Origin of the sequence: Mycolicibacterium chlorophenolicum (assembly GCF_001044235.1) — a bacterium.
GTDB lineage: Bacteria > Actinomycetota > Actinomycetes > Mycobacteriales > Mycobacteriaceae > Mycobacterium > Mycobacterium chlorophenolicum.
Window position 1 is genome coordinate 215,121 of the sequence record NZ_JYNL01000068.1, and the last position, 18,210, is coordinate 233,330.

Here is an 18,210-nt window from a genome sequence, read left to right on the forward strand (position 1 = left end):
CTCTGAGGACAGCGCCGAGGAGGACGCAGTGACCACACCCCGGTTGGTGTTCAACCCGGTTTCCCAGGATTACTTCGACAATCCGTACGAGATCTACCGGCGGATGCGCGATGAAGCACCCCTCTACTACGACGAAGAGGAGGACTTCTACGCGCTGACCCGGCACGCCGACGTGGCGGCGGCATTCAAGGATCACGAGGCGTTCTCGTCGGCGCGCGGCTGCGACCTCGGCATGGTGCGCTCCGGCGAGGTGCCGCAGAAGTCGATCATCTTCATGGATCCGCCGGACCACCGGCACATGCGCAGCCTGCTGAACAAGGCGTTCACCCCCCGCGCGATCCAGTCCCAGCGCGAGACCGTCGTCGAGCTCGTCCGGCACTACCTCGCCGAGGCCGACCCCGACCACTTCGACGTGGTGCAGGACTTCTCCGGGCCGTTCCCGGTGGAGGTCATCACCCGAATGGCCGGGGTGCCCGAGGACTTCCGTCAGCAGGTCCGGCACTGGATCGACACCAGCCTGCACCGCAAGCCCGGCCAGATCGACATGGACGACGAGAACATGCAGGCCACCATCGACTCCGGCATGTACTACTACGGGCTCGTCCAGGAGCGCCGCAAGAACCCGCAGGACGACATGATCAGCCGCCTGATCGCCGCCGAGATCCCCGGCGAGGACGGCAGCCTGCGCAAGCTCGACGACATCGAGATCACCGGTTTCACCACGCTGTTGGGCGGCGCCGGCGCCGAAACGGTGACCAAGCTCGTGGGCAGCGCCGTCGTCGAATTCGCCCGCCACCCCGAGCAGTGGCAGAAGCTGCTCGAGGACCGCAGCAAGATCCCCGACGCCGTCGAGGAACTCCTGCGCTACGTGGGGCCGGTGCAGTACAACGTCCGCTACAGCCTCAAGGACGTCGAATTACCCAGCGGCACAGTGCCTGCGCACAAACCCGTGTTCCTGATGGGTGCGGCCGCCAACCGCGATCCGCGGGCCTTCGACGACGGCGAGACGTTCGACATCGACCGGGACCGCACCCAGGCGCAGAACCTCGGTCTGGGCTACGGCATCCACAGCTGCCTCGGCGCCGCGCTGGCCAGGATGGAGACCGCGATCGCGCTCGAGCATCTGCTGGACTTCATGCCCCGGTTCGAGGTCGACTTCGACGGTCTTGCGCGGGTCAGCATGCAGAACGTCGCCGGCTACCACCACGTTCCGGTCACGGTGCTGCGATGAGCCGCAAGATCGAGGTCGACTTCGGCCTGTGCGAGAGCAACGCGGTGTGCATGGGCATCATCCCCGAGGTGTTCCAGGTCGACGACGACGATTACCTGCACGTGCTGACCGACGACGTGACCCCGGAGAACGAACAGCAGATCCGGGAAGCGGTCCGGCAGTGCCCCCGGCAGGCGATCGCGATCGTCGAGAAGTAGCCGATACCGGCTAGAAGCCCGAGAGGATGACGCCGTTGCAGTCCGCCGCGGCGTGACGCAGCGCGACCGCCTTCTGGTAGGCCTCCGAGTGATACCACTCCTTGGCTGCCTCGACCGATTCGAACTCCAGGAGCACGGTCTGGCTGCCGTGCCACTGGCCCTCGATCGTCTCGGCCTTGGTGTCGAACGCCAGCACCGTGGCGCCGGCCATCGCCTTGCTCGCGAGCTTGCCGTACTCCGCCATCCCGGCGGGATCCTTGACGTCCTCGGTGATGACGATGTAACCCTTGGGCACGGAAATGCTCCTGTCCTCAGTCGGTTTCGCTGATAGCGCGCTCGGGGCAGTTCTCGACAGCCTCGCGCGTGGCGGCTTCGTACTCGACGGGGATCTCACCCGGCATGGCGACGGCCCAACCGTCGTCGGTCATCTCGAAGACCTCGGGGCACAGAGTCAGGCACATGCCGTGCCCGGCGCAGCGATCCTCGTCGACGGTGACTCTCATACGACGTCGAACTCCACGTGCAACTCGGTGAGCCCGCGCAGGATGTAGGTCGGGATGTAGCTGTAGCGGCGGTCGCCGGCGGGCCCGTGGTCGCTCTCGGAGATCCGGATGTCGCTGGTGCGGTCGAGCAGTCGCTCCAATCCGACCCGGGTCTCCGCGCGCGCCAGGGGTGCGCCCGGGCAGCTGTGGATGCCGCGGCCGAACGCCAGATGCTGACGGGCGTTCTTGCGCTCCGGGTCGAACGTGTCGGGATCGGAGAAGCGACGCGGATCCCGGTTGGCCGCACCGTTGATCACCATGACGGTGGTGCCGGCGGCCAGCGACTGCTCGCCGATCGTCGTCGGCACCCGCGACAACCGGAAGTCGCCCTTCACAGGGCTTTCGATCCTCAGGCACTCCTCGATGAAGTTCGGCAGCAGGCTGCGGTCCCGGCGCAGCGTCGCCTGCACGTCGGGACGGTCGCCGAGGACCTTCAGCGCTGTGCTGAGCAGCCGAACCGTGGTCTCCTGGCCGGCCGAGAAGACGTTGGTGGCCACCCGCACCACGTCGCCGACCTCGGGTAGCGAGCCATCCGGGAACGTGGCGGTCGCCAGTCCTGTGAGCACGTCGTCGCGCGGGTCGGCCCGACGGTCCTCGACGTAAGTCGCGAAAACCTCGTAGAGATGTTCCAGCGGAGTCTTGTTCATCGTCTTGTCGGCATTGCCCACCGCGCTGCCGTGGGTGCCACGGGCCAGTCGATCGAGCAGATCGTCACGGTCCTCGTCGGGAACGCCGAGCAGGTCGGCGATCACCCGCAGCGTGAACGGACCGGCGAATCCTCCGATGAACTCGCCGCGGCCGGGCGCCAGGAAGTCGTCGAGGATGTCGTCGGCGAGCTGCCACATCGCATCCTCGTTCTCCTTGAGTCGCTTCGGCGTGATCAGCCGCATCAGCAGCGCGCGGTGATCGGTGTGCGTGGGCGGGTCCAGCGTCGGAAGCTGATCGCTGAAGGGGATCTCGTCGCGATGCTCGATGATCACGTCGGTGACGTCGTCGCCCTCCAGCGGAACCGGGAAGCCGGGGAACGGCCCGGTCACCGAGATGCACGAGGAGAACGTCTCGGCGTCGTTGTAGACGTCGACGGCCTCCTGCCAGCCGGTCACCATCGTGACGCCGTAGTGATTCTCGCGGCTCACGGGACACTTGTCGCGCAGGGCCTTGTAGAACGGGTACGGGTCGTCGGTGAGCCGCCTGTCCCGGAAGAAGTCGACTGCCGTGAGGTCCTCGGCCATGCCTGCTCCGTTCGCTGATCTCGCCAAGAGAGAATGTGATTCTCATCTTTGCGCATAAGGTTTTCACATACGTCCTGTGGCGTCAACGAGGGCGGTCGGCAGGACACCGAGATCACTTCGCCAGTGGAGGCAGCTGATGGACAACGACTCGCCAACGCGGACAGAGCAGGAACCCGAGTTCGCCCGCCCCTGGGCGCGGCACCGATTGAGGATCTACGTCGCGACGGCCGGCTTCACAGGGTTCGTGTTCGTGGCGATGACGGTCGGCGTCGCCCTCGGCCTGATCGCGCCGACGTTCACCGCCGACATCGTCGCGAACCTGCTGTTCGGCATTCCCGTCATCCTGCTGCCTCTGGTCCTGCTGTGGGACGCACCCGGCGAGCAGCGCTCCCGACTGGACAGGGCCGCGGAACTGACGTTGTTCTGGCTTCCCTACAGCGCGGCCAGCCAGATCGGGTACGAGCTCGTGTTCCTGATCGGCCATCCGCTCGGGCTGTGGGAACCCACCAGCGACCCGGGGTGGAAGTGGCTGTGGTGGCAGTACGGGCTCGCCGACACCCGCTACACCAGTGGCAACCCCTGGACCTTCGCCCTGGAGGTCGTCGGCGTCCTCACCGGCATCACGGTGTTCATCGTGTGGACCCGGTTGATCCGGCCCGGATTGCCGTTCGAGTCTCGAATCCGTTGCCTCTGGCTGGCTTTCACCGGAGTCGCGGTCATCTACAGCAGTACGGCGGTGTACTTCCTGGCGGAGGTGGGTTCGGGCTTCGACGACATCGGCCAAGGACCGTTCGGGTTGTGGTTCAAGTTCATCGGGGAGAACCTTCCGTTCATCGTCCTGCCGCCCTTCGTGCTCTACGCGATTCACCTGCAGGTCGACTTCCTGACTCGCCGCGCCGGGGTGCCCACGGCGGTCAGCACGCAGAGCCGGCCCGCGTAATTGGACATCGGTCAACTATTGGCTCTTGCGCTATGACCTGTTAAATTCCGATCTATGACCGCCAAAACGGGGGTGACGAACGCTGGCTCTGGTCAGCGTCGGGCCTCGTTTCAACGCGCGCGGTCACACGAGACCAAACGCATGCTGGTGCAGGCGGCCATGGCGCTGTGGCGGACCAAGGGCTACGCGGTCACCACGGTCGCCGACATCTGCACCGCGGCAGGTGTGTCGAAAGCGTTGTTCTACTTCTACTTTCCGCGCAAAGAGGATGTGCTGTTCGAGGTGGGGGTGCTGTCCACGCAGTCGGCGTGCCGCACCATCGGCGCGATGCTCGACAAACCCTACGAGATCGACGCTGTCCTGCGCGCGGCGCTCACCGCGTTCGAGCGGTCGATGGCGCGCAATCCGCCCGAGCTGATCATCGAGACCATCCTCGAGGGCTACCGGCACGAGCACCGCATCCTCGCCGCCGGCGACCCGCCCGACGTGGAGGCCGACATGTTCGGCGAATTGTTCCGGCGCGCACAGGCCGACGGCAAGATCGCCCCCGACGTGGACATCGCGCACCTGGCCTATCTGGCGCAGACGCTCGTCAGCGAGGGGGCCCGACACTGGGCGGCCGGCGCTTTCGGGGGCCGCTCGTTCGCCGACGTCGTCACCACCGACATCTGCACGGTCATCACCGGATCCCAGAGACCCTGACGCAGGCGAGGAGGCCGCATGTGGGACTTCGAGACGGACCCCGACTATCAGCAGCTGCTGGACTGGGCGGACGAGTTCGTCCGAGACGAGGTCGAGCCGCTCGACCTGATCTGGCCGCACCTGCAGTTCACGCCGTTGACGCAGACGCGTCGCAAGGTCGTCGACCCCCTCAAGGAGCGGGTGCGGCAGAAGGGACTCTGGGCCACTCATCTCGGACCGGAACTCGGCGGGCAGGGCTACGGCCAGCTGAAGTTGGCGCTGCTCAACGAGATCCTCGGCCGCTCGCAATGGGCGCCGGTGATCTTCGGATGCCAGGCCCCTGACACGGGTAACGCCGAGATCATCGCGCACTACGGCACCCCGGAGCAGAAGGAGCGCTATCTGCGCCCGCTGCTCGACGGGGAGCTGTTCTCCAGTTACTCGATGACCGAACCCCAGGGCGGGGCCGACCCCACGCAGTTCACCACCAGCGCGGTCCGCGACGGGGACGACTGGGTGATCAACGGCTGGAAGTACTTCTCCTCCAACGCCAACACCGCGTCGTTCCTCATCGTGATGGTCGTGACGAACCCCGACGTGAGCCCCTATCAGGGCATGTCGATGTTCCTGCTCCCGACGGACACCCCCGGGGTGAACATCGTCCGCAACGTCGGCCTGCACGGCGAACGCGACGGCGAGGGCAGCCATGCGCTGATCCATTACGACAATGTGCGCGTTCCGGATTCGGCATTGCTGGGCGGCGAAGGACAGGCGTTCGTCATCGCGCAGACACGGCTCGGCGGTGGCCGCATCCATCACGCCATGCGCACCATCGGGCTGGCACAGAAGGCGATCGACATGATGTGCGAGCGGGCGCTGAGCCGCCAGACCGCGGGCAGCCTGCTCGCCGACAAGCAGGCCGTGCAGGCGTATGTCGCTGACTCGTACGCGCAACTGAAGCAGTTCCGGCTGATGGTGCTCTACACCGCGTGGGAGATCGACAAGTACAACGACTACAAGAAGGTGCGCAAGGACATCGCCGCGGTGAAGGTCGTGATGCCGACCGTGCTGCACGACATCGCCTGGCGGGCCATGCAGGTGCACGGCGCGCTCGGCGTCACGAACGAGATGCCGTTCCTGGGCATGGTGACCGGTGCCGCGGTGATGGGACTGGCCGACGGCCCGACCGAGGTGCACAAGACGACGGTGGCCAAGCAGGTGCTGCGCGACTACACCGCCAGCACGGACGTCTGGCCCTCGGAGTGGTTGCCGCGCAAGCGCGATGCGGCGCGCGAACGGTTCGCGGAGTACCTGGAGGCGGAAGTCGGAAACCAGTGAGCGACGCTTGCGGAGCGAACCAACAGGTGATGAGCGACGCTTGCGGAGCGAACCAACAGGTGATGAGCGACGCTTGCGGAGCGAACCAACAGGCAATGAGCGAGACCGAACTGGACACAGAGCGACTGACCACGTGGATGGACGAGGCAGCCCTGCCCGGCAAAGGTGAGCCGTTGCAGGCCCGGTTCCTGTCCGGCGGTACCCAGAACGTCATCTACGAACTCACCCGCGGCGACGCACGGTGCGTCCTGCGGATGCCACCGACGGGTGCTCCCCCGGACCGGGACACCGGCATCCTGCGTGAGTGGCGGATCATCGAGGCGCTCGACGGCACCGAGGTGCCGCACACGAAGGCGGTCGGCGTCTGCGAGGACCCGTCGGTGCTGGGTCGGCCGTTCTACCTGATGGGATTCGTCGACGGCTGGTCACCGATGGACACCCACGGCCGCTGGCCGGAGCCGTTCGACAGCGACGCCTCTGCTCGGCCGGGCCTGAGTTACCAACTGGCCGAGGGTATTGCGCTGCTGTCGAAGGTCGACTGGCGCGCCAGAGGGCTGCAGGACCTCGGCAGGCCCGACGGCTTCCACGAACGCCAGGTCGCACGGTGGATCGGCTTTCTGGAGCGCATCAAGAAGCGCGAGCTGCCCGGCCTGGAGGTGGCGACGGCGTGGCTCAAGGAGCACAAGCCGCTCGACTTCATCCCCGGCCTGATGCACGGCGACTACCAGTTCGCCAACGTGATGTACCGGCACGGCGCCCCCGCACAGCTGGCCGCGATCGTCGACTGGGAGATGGGCACGGTGGGTGATCCGAAGCTCGATCTGGGGTGGATGGTGCAGAGCTGGCCCGGCGATGACGGTCAATCCGACATGACCTATGTGGACATGCGGGGCATGCCGTCGCGCGACGAGGTGGTCGCGCACTATGCGGCGGTGTCGGGACGTCAGGTCGACGACCTGGATTACTACCTTGTGCTTGCCAAGTGGAAGTTGGCCATCGTGCTCGAGCAGGGATTTCAGCGCGCCGGCGACGACGAGAAGTTGCTCGCCTTCGGACCGGTGGTGACGGATCTGATGACCTCGGCCGCCGAGCTCGCCGAAACCTCCGACTATCGGGGATGACGCCGGTGCGTGCCGCGGTCTGTCCGGCGTTCGGACCCCCGGAGGTCGTCCGTGTCGAGCACCGCGACATTCCCACGGCCGGCCCCGGCCAGGTCGGCGTCCGCGTGCACGCGGCGGCGGTCAACTTCCCGGACGTGCTCCTCATCGCCGACTCCTACCAGGTGAGCATCCCGCCGCCGTTCGTCCCGGGCAGCGAGTTCGCCGGTGTCGTCGACGAAGTCGGTTCGGAAGTCGACGTTGTCGCGGTCGGTGACCGGGTCACGGGAACCGGGATGGCCGGCGCGTTCGCCGAACGCGTCGTGGTGGACGCGGCGGGTCTGGCGGCCGTGCCCGACGGTCTGGACCTGTTCACCGCGGCGGCCTCCGGTGTCGCCTACCGGACCGCCGCGCACAGCTTGCGTTCGATGGCGCGCGTGGGCGTGGGCGACCAACTGGTGGTGCTCGGGGCGGGCGGCGGCGTCGGCCTCGCCGCGGTCCAGCTGGGCGTCACGCTCGGCGCCCAGGTCACCGCCGTCGCATCGTCACCCGAAAAACTCTCCGCTGCAACCCGTTACGGCGCCCACCACGCGATCGATCACCGCGTGGTGGACCTGCGGTCGGCGCTGCGGGAGGTGATCCCGGGCGGTGCCGACGCCGTGCTCGATCCCGTCGGGGGTGGATTGAGCGAACCGGCGCTGCGCAGCCTGCGCCGGGGCGGCCGGTTCGTCACCGTCGGATTCGCCTCCGGCACGATCCCCCGCATCCCGCTGAACCTGGTGCTCGTGAAAGGGGTTCACGTACTGGGTTTCCAATTCCAGGACGTGCCTGCCGAGGAGTTCGCACGCACCGAGCAGGAATTGCGCACGCTGCTGGCGGATCGTCGGGTCACGCCACACATCGGAGCGGTGTACTCCCTCGACGAGACCGTGGCCGCGCTGCGCCACGTGGCCGAAGGCCGGGCCGTCGGCAAGGTGCTCATCGACCTGCAATGAATTCAGCTGGCGGGCACCAGATCCGCCGCGACGGAGGCCATCATGCCGCAGCAGAAGATCTCGGAGCGCGCCACCGATTCTCCCGGAACCCCGGCCGCGGCCAGAGCCTGGGCCTTGAACGCTCGGGCGGCGGCGCTGAGCCGGTGCTCGACGACGTCGACGCTGCTGTCCAACTCGGATGGGCGGTGTTCGCCCCAGAGCGTCACCTCGGTCGCTCCCTGGGCCAGCGCGCCGAGCACGCCGGCGCGGACGCGTTCGTCGCGGCCGAACAGGTCGCCGGCCACCGCGACGGTCTGCGGGTGGGGGCGCAGTTCCCAGGACTGCAGCACCGATTCCAGATCGGCGGTGTCGGCGCCGAGGATCTCCAGCGGACGGACATCGTCGTCGTTGCCGACCAGGACGGTGACGTCCCAGCCGGCGGTCACCCGGTCGTAGACCCAGCCGCCGGCGAACCGCACCGCGTCGAGCACGGTGGGCGTGACGATGTCGAGTCGGTATCTCATGTCGGTGTGGCCTCCGATCGCGTCGCCGCCAGATCCCGACCCAGCGATTCTGCGTACTCCGTGAACACCTCGGTCAGCGGGATTGCAGGATCGAGCAGCCATAAGGTCTCCATTCCGTTGATGAAGGCGAGAATCTCCGTGGCCTTGGCGGCCGCGTCGACGTCGGGGCGATAGCGGCCCGCCCGCTGGCCGCGCTCGATGATCTTCCTGATGATGTCGACCGCGGCGCGGTACCGGTTGTGCAGGCGGTCGTGCAGCGGGGCGTCCGGGGCGATGTTCTCGGCGAGCAGGACGGTGAATGTGCCCACGAGTTCCGGGGCACGCTCGAAGCGCTCGGGAACGCGCATCAGCTCAGTGATCAGGTCGCCGGAGCGGTCGGCGTGCGCATCGTCGTCGGCGTCACGCGCATCCAGCACCGCGTTGAGGAGTTGCTCTTTGGACGCGAAGTGATGCAGCAGCCCGGCTGAAGTCACGCCCGCCTCCCGGGCGATCTGCGCCAGCGATGTGGACCGCCATCCGTTGCGCGCCAGCAGACGCTCGGCCACCGCGAGGATGCGTTGCCTGCGGTCCTCGCCCTTGGCGAACAAGGTCGCATAGGGACGTCTGGGCGAATCCAGATCGGACCCGGCGGACTGCGCGGCGGACACTCATCTCCTCGGCTCGAACCAACCTAGTGAACACACAGTAGGTAGGTTTGCCGGATGTGACAAGGGTCTCAGCGAAATTGGTTTCGATCGCCGTCACCGATGCCGCCGTCGCGCGCCGTAACGCCAGCGTGACGCCGTTTTACCAGATCAACACATCGCTCCGGAAATACTTGATGGCATGCCCGCACTGCAGCATGTCGCCGCCACGACACCTCCGGACGAGATCGCCGACCGCCTCCGGACCGACGGATACGTCATCGTCGACGATCTCGCCCCTGCCGGGTTGATGGACACCATCTCCGACGAACTCGCACCGCATGTCGCGGCGACCCCACTGGGCTACAACGCCATGATCGGCCAGCGAACCCGCCGCACCGGCGCACTGATCGCCCGGTCACCCGCCTGCCGGACACTCGTGCAGGATCCGACGGTCCTCGGCGTGTGCGGCGACTTCCTCGGCCACGCGTCGGCGTTTCAGCTGATGTTGACCCAGGTGATCTCGATCGAGCCGGGTGAGTCGGCGCAGGCGCTGCACCGGGATCAGAACGCGTTCGACTTCTATCCGTTTCCCGACGATTACCACGTGCAGTGCAACACGCTGTGGGCCCTGTCGGACTACACGGCCGAGATGGGCGCCACCCGCGTGGTGCCCGGAAGCCAGAGCGGCGGGAAGAAGCCCACCGACTACTCCGATGCCGACTGCCTTCAGGCCGAGATGTCACGCGGCTCGGTGCTGATCTACACCGGCAAGATCGTGCACAGCGGGGGCGCCAACCGCTCGCAGCAGGTGCGCCGCGCGATCAACGTCAACTACTGCGTGGGCTGGGTGCGCCAGGAGGAGAACCAATTCCTCTCGGTTCCACCCGAGGTCGCACGCACCCTCGACGACGACCTGCTGAGGTTGATCGGCTATCAGGAGGGCGCCTGGGCGATGGGCTATTTCCGTGATTTCGAGGATCCGCTGCGCGCCCTGCGCGGTGACGCGATCGGGTACGGCTTCGACGGCAGTCGACTGGCTGGTGACGCCGGCGCCGCGTTCACCGATCAGCTGACCCACAGCGAGTGACGCGCACAATCTTCACAGCCCAAGCGATTTGGCGATGATCACCTTCATCACCTCGCTGGTGCCCGCGTAGATACGGGCCACCCGCGCATCGGTGTACAGCCGTGCGATCGGGTATTCCATCATGTAGCCGTACCCGCCGAACAGCTGCAGGCAGCGGTCCACGACACGCTGCTGCATCTCCGTGCAGAACAACTTGACCCGGGCCGCGTCGGCACCGGAGAGCTCACCGTCGACGTGCAGCGCGACGGCCCGGTCCAGCATCGCCTGCGCCGCCTCGACCTCCGTCGAACAGGCGGCGAGCTCGAACTTGGTGTTCTGGAACGACGCCACCGGCGTGCCGAACGCCGTGCGGTGCTGCGTGTAATCGATGGCCGCGGCGATCGCCGAACGAGCCTGCGCCACCGAGCCGACAGCCACCGTCAGCCGCTCCTGGGCCAGGTTGTGGCCCAGGTAGCCGAACGCCTCGTCCACTTCGCCGAGCACATTCGCCGCAGGCACCCGCACGTCGACGAACGACAGTTCGGCGGTGTCCTGCACCTTGCAGCCCATCTTCTGCAGCTCGCGGCCACGGGTGAAGCCGTCCATGCCGTCCTCGACGACGAGCAGGGTCAGCCCCGCGCGGCGGTTGTCCGGATCGGTCGACGTACGCGCGACGACGATCACCAGGTCGGCCTGCATCCCGCCCGTGATGAAGGTCTTGGCGCCGTTGACGATGTAGTCGTCCCCATCCCGGACTGCGGTGGTGCGCATGCCCGCGAGATCGGACCCGGTGCCGGGCTCGGTCATCGCGATCGCGGTGAGCAGGGTCCCTGCCGCCAGCCCGGGAAACCAGCGCGCCCGCTGCTCGTCGTTCGCATAGTGCAGGAAGTACGGCAGGATCACCTCGAGTTGAGTGCGCACCGTGGACAGCGTGACGAGCGCGCGGGCCGCCTCCTCCTGCAGCACCACGTTGTAGCGGTAGTCCGACTGGCCGCCGCCGCCGTACTCCTCGGGAATGGACACCCCCAGGATTCCCAGCTCCCCCATCCTCTCGAAGACCTCGCGCGGCATCCGCCCACCCTGCTCCCACTGCGGGTAGTGCGGCACGACCTCCTTCTCCACGAAGTCGCGCGCGAGCTCCCGGAACGCCTCGTGGTCCTCGGTGAACAGATCTCTGCGCATCCGCGTCGTCCCCCGTCAGCTCACGAGCTCGACGACGGTGGCGTTGGCGGTACCGCCGCCCTCGCACATCGTCTGCAATCCGTAGCGAATTCCGTTGTCGCGCATGTGATGGATCATCCGCGTCATCAACACCGCCCCGGACGCGCCGAGCGGATGTCCCAGTGCGATGGCGCCACCCAGCGGATTCAATTTCGCCTCGTCGGCACCCGTGTCGGCCAGCCAGGCCAGCGGAACCGGCGCGAACGCCTCGTTGACCTCGAACACACCGATCTCCGACACGTCGAGGCCGGCCTTGTGCAGCACCTTCTCCGTCGCCGGAATCGGTCCGGTCAGCATCAGTTTCGGGTCCGCACCGGTGACAGCACCCGCGCGGTAGCGCGCGAGCGGGGTCAGGCCGAGCTGCACCGCGCTCTCGGCGGTCATCACCAGCAGGGCCGCAGCCCCATCGGAGATCTGCGAGGAATTGCCGGCGTGGATGACGCCGTCGTCGGTGAACGCGGGCTTGAGGCCGGCCAGCTTCTCCACCGTCGTGCCGCGCCGGATCCCCTCGTCATCGGTGACGACACCGCCCTCGGTGACGACGGGAACGATCTGATCGGTGAACGCGCCCGCGTCCTGGGCGGCTGCGGCGAGCTCGTGCGAGCGGGCCGAATACTCGTCCAGCCGGGCGCGCGAGAAGCCCCACTGCTGCGCGATCATCTCCGCCGAGATGCCTTGATTGAACGAGAAATCGTCGTAGCGGGCAAGTACTTTCGGCCCGTAGGGCATGCCGGTGGCACGTGCGGCGCCCAGCGGCACGCGGCTCATCACCTCCACTCCCCCGGCGACCACCACCTCCTGCTGACCCGACATCACCGCTTGCACGGCGAAGTCGAGCGCCTGCTGGCTGGAGCCGCAGGCCCGGTTCACGGTGGTGCCGGGGATGTGCTCGGGCCACCCCGCGGCGAGCACCGCGTAGCGGCCGATGTTGCTGGACTGGTCGCCCACCTGGGACACGCAGCCCCAGACGACGTCGTCGATCACGTCGGTGTCGACCCCGGTCCGCTCGATCAGTTCGTTGAGCACCAGTGCCGACAGGTCGGCCGCGTGCTGATCGGACAGTCCCCCGTTGCGCTTGCCGACCGGTGTGCGCACTGCTCCCACGATCACCGTTTCTCGCATCTACCTCTGCTCCTCGTCGTCGTACAACGCCCACGCCCCACTGAACTGCGGGTCGCGTCTGGTCGCGAACGCGGCATACGCCTCGCCCGCATCAGCGGTGGCGAAGTTGCCCGGTTGCGCCCGGGCCTCGTTGGCCAGTGCCTGTTGCAGTGTCGCCGTCGCGCCGTCGTTGAGCAGCGCCTTGCTCTGCGCCAGCGCGAACGGCGGCCCGGCGGCGAGCCGGTCGGCGAGATCGTCGACGAACACGTCGATCTCGTCATCGGGCGTGACCCAGGTGACCAATCCCAGGGCGTGCGCCTCCTGCGCATCGATCATGTCGGCGAGCAGAACGAGGCGCTTGGCCTGTTGCAGGCCGACGATCCGCGGGAGTAGCCACGACCCGCCGAGGTCGACCGACAGCCCGCGCTTGGCGAAGATCTGGCTGAACCGGGACTGCGGGGTGGCGACGACGAGATCGCAGCCGAGCGCCAGATTCCAGCCTGCGCCGACGGCGATGCCGGTGACCTTGGCGATGGTCGGTACCGCGAGCTCGTGCAGCGCCAGCGCCACGTCGGTGAGACGGTCCAGCTTGTGCCGCGGGTGGACCTTCTCGCCGGTCGCGATGTCGGCTCCGGAGCTGAACGCGCCGCCCGCGCCGGTCAGCACCAGCACCCGAACATGGGGGTCACGCTTGACCTGCCGGAGCGCGTCGGCCAGCTCCAGCCACAGCCGCGCGTCCAGCGCGTTGCGGCGCTCGGGCCGGTTCAGGGTCAGCGTGCGTACCCCGTCGCGGTCGGCGCACAGCAGGACGTCGTCACTCATCGGCGGGTCCGATCGCCCCCTCGGCGCGCAGCCGCGCGAGTTCTTCGGCCGTGACTCCCAGTTCGGTGAGCACCGCGTCGGTGTGCTCACCGAGGTCGGGTATCGCGCCCATCGGCTGTTCGAAGTCGCTGATGACCGGTGGCGGCCGCAGCGCGGGGATGTCGCCCTTCGGGCTCGCCACGGTCCGCCACCGGTCCCGGGCGCTCAGCTGGGGATGGACCACGACCTCGCTGGGTTTGTTGAACCGGGAGTTGCCGATTCCCGCGTCGTCGGCCGTCTTCTGGATGTCGGCCAGATCGTGTCGCGCACACCAGGATCCGATCGCGTCGTCGAGAATCTGCCGGTGGGCGCAGCGGCCGGGATTCGTCGCGAACCGGGCGTCCGCGGCCAGATCGGGGCGGTTGATGATCTCCCGCGCCACCCGCTGCCATTCGCGGTCGTTGGTGGTGCCCAGCACCACGGTGTGACCGTCGCGGGTGGGGTATGCGCCGTAGGGCGCGACGGCCGGCGAACCGACGCCCAGCGGCTCCTGGTCGATGCCCGAATGCTGGGTGTAGGTCAGCGCGTAACCCATCACGTCGGTCATCACGTCGAACAGACTCAATTCGACCGACGGCGCCGGACCAGGCCGCGGCCGCCGCTCGCGCCGGTACAGCAGCGTCACGATCGACATCGCGGCGTACAGGCCGGTGGTGAAATCGGCCATCGCGGGTCCCGGCTTGGCGGGCATGCCTGGCGAGCCGGTGATCGCGCACGACCCCGACTCGGCCTGCACCAGGAGGTCGTACGCGCGCTTGTGGGAGATCGGGCCGCCAGGCCCGTATCCGTCGATCTCGACCGGGATGACGTCGGGGTGGCGCTCAGCGAGATCGGCGGGCGCCACGCCCAGCCGTGCCGTGGCGCCGGGCGCCAGGTTGGACACGAACACGTCGGCATGGTCGAGCAACCGGTGCAGCAATTCCCGGCCCGCAGGCGATTTCGTGTTCAGCGCCACCGATTCCTTGCCGCGGTTGCACCACACGAAGTGGGCGGCCAGACCGGCCGGGCCGTTGACGACGTCGTCGTAGTGGCGGGCGAAGTCACCGCCGTCGGGATTCTCCACCTTGATGACGCGGGCGCCGAAGTCGGCGAGGACGCGGGTGCACATCGGCGCCGCGACAGCCTGCTCCATCGCGACCACGGTGACACCGGCCAGCGGCGCGGCAGTCGGAGTTGACACGCGTTCAGATAACCACGGACGGCATCAGTAGCTGCGCGGGAGGCCGAGCACGTGCTCGCCGAGGAAGTTCAGGATCATCTCCTGACTGACCGGCGCGATCTTCATCAGCCGCGCTTCGCGGAAGTATCGCGCGACGTGATACTCCTCGGAGTAGCCCATGCCGCCGTGCAGCTGCAGCGCCCGGTCGGCGGCCCCGAAGCCGGCATCGGCGCACAAGTATTTGGCCGTATTCGCTTCACGCCCACAGGGTTTGCCGTTGTCGTAGAGCCAGGTGGCCTTGCGCAGCACGAGTTCGGCGGCGTCGAGCCGGGCCAGGGAGTCCGCCAGGGGGAACTGCAGGCCCTGGTTCATCCCGATCGGACGGTTGAACACGTGCCGCTCGTTGCCGTACGTGACCGCCTTCTCCAGCGCGACCCGGCCGATGCCCAGCGCCTCGGCGGCGATCAGCATCCGCTCCGGATTCAGGCCGTCGAGGATGTACCTGAAGCCCTGGCCTTCCTCCCCGACGCGGTGGGCGACCGGCACCATGAGGTCGTCGATGAACAGCTCGTTGGAGCTGACCGCGTTGCGGCCCATCTTCTTGATGGGGCGGATGTCGACGTGCGCGCGATCCAGGTCGGTCAGGAACAGCGTCATGCCATCGGTCTTCTTGGCCACCTCGTCATACAGCGTCGTGCGGGTCAGCAGCAGGATCTTCTCCGACTCCAGTGCCTTGGAGATCCACACCTTGCGGCCGTTGACGCGGTAGTGGTCGCCCTCCCGCCTGGCGAACGTCGTGATCCGCGAGGTGTCCAGTCCGGCACCGGGTTCGGTGACGCCGAAGCAGACGTGCAGATCACCGTCGACGATGCGGGGCAGCGTCTCGGCCTTGAGCTCGTCGGAGCCGTGTTTGACCACCGGCTGCATGCCGAAGATCGACAGGTGGATCGCGCTGGCGCCGTTCATCGCCGCACCGGACCGGGACACCTCCTCGAGCAGCAGGGTCGCTTCCGTGATGCCCAGACCGTGTCCGCCGTACTCCTCCGGGATCGTCATGCCCAGCCAGCCACCAGAGGCGATGGCGTCGTAGAACTCCTGGGGGAATTCGTGCGCCTGGTCCTTCTCGAGCCAGTAGTGATCGTCGAACCGGGCGCACAACTCGGCCACGGACTTGCGGATCAGTTCCTGATCGTCGCTCAGCTCGAAACTCATGCCGCTCGGCATAACCATCTCCTCGGTCTCACTACCCGCCGAACATGCATTCCGGCAGGCGTCCACTCGATCTTCCCCTGCCGGAATGCCATTTCGGCGAGAGATGTCGCTCAGTCCTTGTTGCCCGTCAACTGCTTGGCGTTGGCGGCGAAATCGGCGAAGGTGGCGCCGGTCTTCTCCTTGTGCGACAGCGCCTGGATCGAGACGTCATGACCCTCGGCGGCCTTGCGCAACGCCCCGACCGTCGCCTGCTCCTTCGACAAGTGGCTGAACGGGTCGAAGTTGTACCACCGCATCGCGTTCTCGTAGGTCATCTTGTCGATCTCGTCATCGGGAACGTCGTTGGCCTTGAGCACGTCGTCGAGCTGTTCGGGAGCGCCCGGCCACATCGAATCGCTGTGGGGGTAGTCGGCTTCCCAGCAGATGTTGTCCACCCCGATCTGGTGTCGGGTCGTCACGCCGACCGGGTCGGCGATGAAGCAGGTCAGGAAGTGCTCCCGGAAGACCTCGCTGGGCAGCTTGCCCTTGAAATCCTGTCCCGTCCAGGTGGAGTGCATCTCGTAGGTCCGGTCCACCCGCTCCAGGAAGTAGGGGATCCACCCGGTGCCGCCCTCGCTCAGCGCGATCTTGAGGTCCGGGTACTCCTTGATCGGCCGCGACCACAGCAGGTCCGCGGCGGCCTGCACGATGTTCATCGGCTGCAGCGTGATCATCACGTCCATCGGCGCGTCCGGCGCCGTGATGGCCAGTCGGCCTGACGACCCGATGTGGACGTTGAGCACGGTGTCGGTGTCCACCAGTGCATCCCACATCGGCTTCCAGTGATCGAAGTCGTGGAAGCTGGGATAGCCCATGGCCGAGGGGTTCTCCGAGAACGTCAGCGAGTGCACACCGCGCGCGGCGTTGCGGCGGATCTCGGCCGCGCACGCCACCGGATCCCAGATCACCGGCAGCGTCATCGGGATGAAGCGCGCCGGATAGGCGCCGCACCACTCCTCGACATGCCAGTCGTTGTAGGCCTGCACCAACGCCAGGGAGAACTCCTGGTCCTCGGTGGCGAAGAGCCGGCCGGCGAAGCCGGGGAACGACGGGAAGCACATCGAGCCGAGGATGCCGCCGGCGTTCATGTCCTTGACCCGCTCGTCGACCTGCCAACAGCCGGGCCGGATCTCGTCGAGCCCCTGTGGCTCCAGGCCGTACTCCTCCTTCGGCCGGCCCGCGACTGCATTGAGCGCCACATTCGGGATCACCACGTCGCGGAACTGCCAGGTGTCCGATCCGTCCGGGTTGTGCACCAGACGGGGGGCCTCGTCGAGGTACTTCTTCGGGAGGTGGTTCTTGAACATGTCCGGCGGTTCGACGATGTGATCGTCCACGCTGATCAAGATCATGTCGTCCTTGTTCACGACGCTCCTCCACCTCCGCACGCGCGTTGCCACGTCACGCGCCGTTTCCGACCGATGCTTCCTCTACATGAAAACTAGCTTCTCCAGCAGCGAGAATCAATGTCCGTGCACCGCGGCTGTGCCACCTGTCTGCAATGTTGGGACGCCGGCGGGCGCCGCAAGACCCGCGAGTACGCGCACGTCGATTGACGTTTCGGCGGAGGACTGGAAATCTGTTGCTCAAATATGAGAACCTGATTCTCATGATCGAGAGGAGTGCGAAGGTGCGCATCCCCCCGCTGCCGGCGGACGAGTGGGATGACGCCGCCGACGGGGCGCTGGCCGGTCTGATGCCCGCCGAGCGGCGCAATCCCGAAGCGACCGGAAATCTGGTCGCCACGCTCGTGCGGCACCCGAGACTGGCCCGGAACTTCCTCCGGTTCAACTTCCACCTGCTCTACGGAACCACCCTGCCGCCTCGGCTGCGCGAGCTGGCCGTGCTGCGTATCGCGCTGCTCAGCGGCTGCGACTACGAGTGGCGCCACCACGTCACCATGGGCCGCGACGCCGGACTGTCCGACGCCGACATCGCCGGTATCGAGCACGGCGAGGCGTCCGATGAACTCGACCGCGCGGTGCTGGCGGCCGTCGACGAGTTGCGCGGCGACTCGACTGTCACCGACCCGACCTGGACGACGCTGTCCGCCCACCTCGACGAGCACCAACTGATGGATCTCGTCTTCACGATCGGTTGCTATGGCGCCCTGGCCATGGCCATCAACACCTTTGGGGTTCAACCCGACCCCGACACAGAGAGGTAAAA

The 18,210-nt window shown here is 67.1% G+C and carries 20 protein-coding genes; 9 read left to right on the forward strand and 11 right to left on the reverse strand.

What is annotated here, in order from left to right; all coding sequences use genetic code 11:
* Positions 1-28 precede the first annotated feature (28 nt).
* Both MCHLDSM_RS29090 and MCHLDSM_RS29095 read left to right on the forward strand, forming a co-directional pair.
* Positions 29-1,231, forward strand: a complete 1,203-nt coding sequence (locus MCHLDSM_RS29090; protein ID WP_048473270.1) for a cytochrome P450 — start codon at positions 29-31, stop codon at positions 1,229-1,231.
* Positions 1,228-1,428: a ferredoxin gene (locus MCHLDSM_RS29095; protein WP_048418206.1), complete on the forward strand. Its 201-nt coding sequence runs from the start codon at positions 1,228-1,230 to the stop codon at positions 1,426-1,428. The genes MCHLDSM_RS29090 and MCHLDSM_RS29095 overlap by 4 nt, the downstream gene beginning before the upstream one ends.
* A gap of 10 nt (positions 1,429-1,438) precedes the next feature.
* Here the strand turns inward: MCHLDSM_RS29095 and MCHLDSM_RS29100 are convergent, their stop codons facing one another.
* From MCHLDSM_RS29100 to MCHLDSM_RS29110, 3 genes are read right to left on the reverse strand one after another with little or no spacing between them, the layout of a single operon-like run.
* Positions 1,439-1,723 carry a DUF1330 domain-containing protein gene (locus MCHLDSM_RS29100; protein ID WP_048418207.1) on the reverse strand — a complete coding sequence of 95 codons (285 nt, stop codon included), beginning with the start codon at positions 1,721-1,723 and terminating at the stop codon, positions 1,439-1,441.
* A 16-nt stretch (positions 1,724-1,739) separates the two neighbouring features.
* Positions 1,740-1,931: a ferredoxin gene (locus MCHLDSM_RS29105; RefSeq protein ID WP_048473271.1), complete on the reverse strand. Its 192-nt coding sequence runs from the start codon at positions 1,929-1,931 to the stop codon at positions 1,740-1,742.
* The gene (locus MCHLDSM_RS29110) at positions 1,928-3,202 is read right to left on the reverse strand and encodes a cytochrome P450 (protein ID WP_048473272.1); all 1,275 of its coding nucleotides are present in this window, start codon (positions 3,200-3,202) and stop codon (positions 1,928-1,930) included. Before MCHLDSM_RS29110 ends, MCHLDSM_RS29105 begins: the two co-directional genes overlap by 4 nt.
* A gap of 136 nt (positions 3,203-3,338) precedes the next feature.
* On the opposite strand from MCHLDSM_RS29110, the gene MCHLDSM_RS29115 reads away from it, so the two are divergent.
* The 5 genes from MCHLDSM_RS29115 to MCHLDSM_RS29135 all read left to right on the forward strand — a co-directional run bounded on the left by MCHLDSM_RS29115 (position 3,339) and on the right by MCHLDSM_RS29135 (position 8,253).
* Entirely contained in the window at positions 3,339-4,142 is an 804-nt protein-coding gene (locus MCHLDSM_RS29115; RefSeq protein WP_048473273.1) for an Emopamil binding protein, read from the forward strand.
* A gap of 54 nt (positions 4,143-4,196) precedes the next feature.
* On the forward strand, positions 4,197-4,844 hold the full coding sequence (locus MCHLDSM_RS29120; protein ID WP_048473274.1) for a TetR/AcrR family transcriptional regulator: 648 nt from the start codon (positions 4,197-4,199) through the stop codon (positions 4,842-4,844).
* A gap of 18 nt (positions 4,845-4,862) precedes the next feature.
* Positions 4,863-6,161: an acyl-CoA dehydrogenase family protein gene (locus MCHLDSM_RS29125; protein ID WP_048473275.1), complete on the forward strand. Its 1,299-nt coding sequence runs from the start codon at positions 4,863-4,865 to the stop codon at positions 6,159-6,161.
* Positions 6,162-6,256: 95 nt separating this feature from the next.
* On the forward strand, positions 6,257-7,282 hold the full coding sequence (locus tag MCHLDSM_RS29130) for a phosphotransferase family protein (RefSeq protein ID WP_048473276.1): 1,026 nt from the start codon (positions 6,257-6,259) through the stop codon (positions 7,280-7,282).
* Positions 7,283-7,287: 5 nt separating this feature from the next.
* Positions 7,288-8,253, forward strand: a complete 966-nt coding sequence (locus MCHLDSM_RS29135) for an NADPH:quinone oxidoreductase family protein (RefSeq protein WP_048473404.1) — start codon at positions 7,288-7,290, stop codon at positions 8,251-8,253.
* A 2-nt stretch (positions 8,254-8,255) separates the two neighbouring features.
* Here MCHLDSM_RS29135 and MCHLDSM_RS29140 read toward each other — a convergent pair whose 3' ends face one another.
* Positions 8,256-8,756 carry a hypothetical protein gene (locus tag MCHLDSM_RS29140; protein ID WP_048473277.1) on the reverse strand — a complete coding sequence of 167 codons (501 nt, stop codon included), beginning with the start codon at positions 8,754-8,756 and terminating at the stop codon, positions 8,256-8,258.
* The gene (locus MCHLDSM_RS29145) at positions 8,753-9,403 is read right to left on the reverse strand and encodes a TetR/AcrR family transcriptional regulator (RefSeq protein ID WP_048473278.1); all 651 of its coding nucleotides are present in this window, start codon (positions 9,401-9,403) and stop codon (positions 8,753-8,755) included. Before MCHLDSM_RS29145 ends, MCHLDSM_RS29140 begins: the two co-directional genes overlap by 4 nt.
* 178 nt (positions 9,404-9,581) lie before the next feature.
* On the opposite strand from MCHLDSM_RS29145, the gene MCHLDSM_RS29150 reads away from it, so the two are divergent.
* On the forward strand, positions 9,582-10,469 hold the full coding sequence (locus tag MCHLDSM_RS29150; RefSeq protein WP_048473279.1) for a phytanoyl-CoA dioxygenase family protein: 888 nt from the start codon (positions 9,582-9,584) through the stop codon (positions 10,467-10,469).
* A gap of 12 nt (positions 10,470-10,481) precedes the next feature.
* Here MCHLDSM_RS29150 and MCHLDSM_RS29155 read toward each other — a convergent pair whose 3' ends face one another.
* The 6 genes from MCHLDSM_RS29155 to MCHLDSM_RS29180 form a co-directional block, all read right to left on the reverse strand.
* Positions 10,482-11,630 (reverse strand): acyl-CoA dehydrogenase family protein, encoded by a 1,149-nt coding sequence (locus MCHLDSM_RS29155; protein WP_048473280.1) that lies wholly within the window; start codon positions 11,628-11,630, stop codon positions 10,482-10,484.
* A 15-nt stretch (positions 11,631-11,645) separates the two neighbouring features.
* Positions 11,646-12,791 (reverse strand): thiolase family protein, encoded by a 1,146-nt coding sequence (locus MCHLDSM_RS29160; RefSeq protein ID WP_048473281.1) that lies wholly within the window; start codon positions 12,789-12,791, stop codon positions 11,646-11,648.
* Complete coding sequence (locus tag MCHLDSM_RS29165; protein ID WP_048473282.1) at positions 12,792-13,592, reverse strand: enoyl-CoA hydratase/isomerase family protein; 801 nt, start codon at positions 13,590-13,592, stop codon at positions 12,792-12,794.
* On the reverse strand, positions 13,585-14,811 hold the full coding sequence (locus tag MCHLDSM_RS29170) for a CaiB/BaiF CoA transferase family protein (protein WP_268782337.1): 1,227 nt from the start codon (positions 14,809-14,811) through the stop codon (positions 13,585-13,587). The genes MCHLDSM_RS29165 and MCHLDSM_RS29170 overlap by 8 nt, the downstream gene beginning before the upstream one ends.
* Positions 14,812-14,835: 24 nt before the next feature.
* The gene (locus MCHLDSM_RS29175; RefSeq protein ID WP_048473406.1) at positions 14,836-16,002 is read right to left on the reverse strand and encodes an acyl-CoA dehydrogenase family protein; all 1,167 of its coding nucleotides are present in this window, start codon (positions 16,000-16,002) and stop codon (positions 14,836-14,838) included.
* 110 nt (positions 16,003-16,112) lie between these two features.
* Complete coding sequence (locus tag MCHLDSM_RS29180; RefSeq protein ID WP_048473283.1) at positions 16,113-17,408, reverse strand: amidohydrolase family protein; 1,296 nt, start codon at positions 17,406-17,408, stop codon at positions 16,113-16,115.
* A 263-nt stretch (positions 17,409-17,671) separates the two neighbouring features.
* Between MCHLDSM_RS29180 and MCHLDSM_RS29185 the strand changes: the two genes are divergently transcribed.
* Positions 17,672-18,208 carry a carboxymuconolactone decarboxylase family protein gene (locus tag MCHLDSM_RS29185; RefSeq protein ID WP_048473407.1) on the forward strand — a complete coding sequence of 179 codons (537 nt, stop codon included), beginning with the start codon at positions 17,672-17,674 and terminating at the stop codon, positions 18,206-18,208.
* The last annotated feature ends 2 nt before the right edge of the window (positions 18,209-18,210 follow it).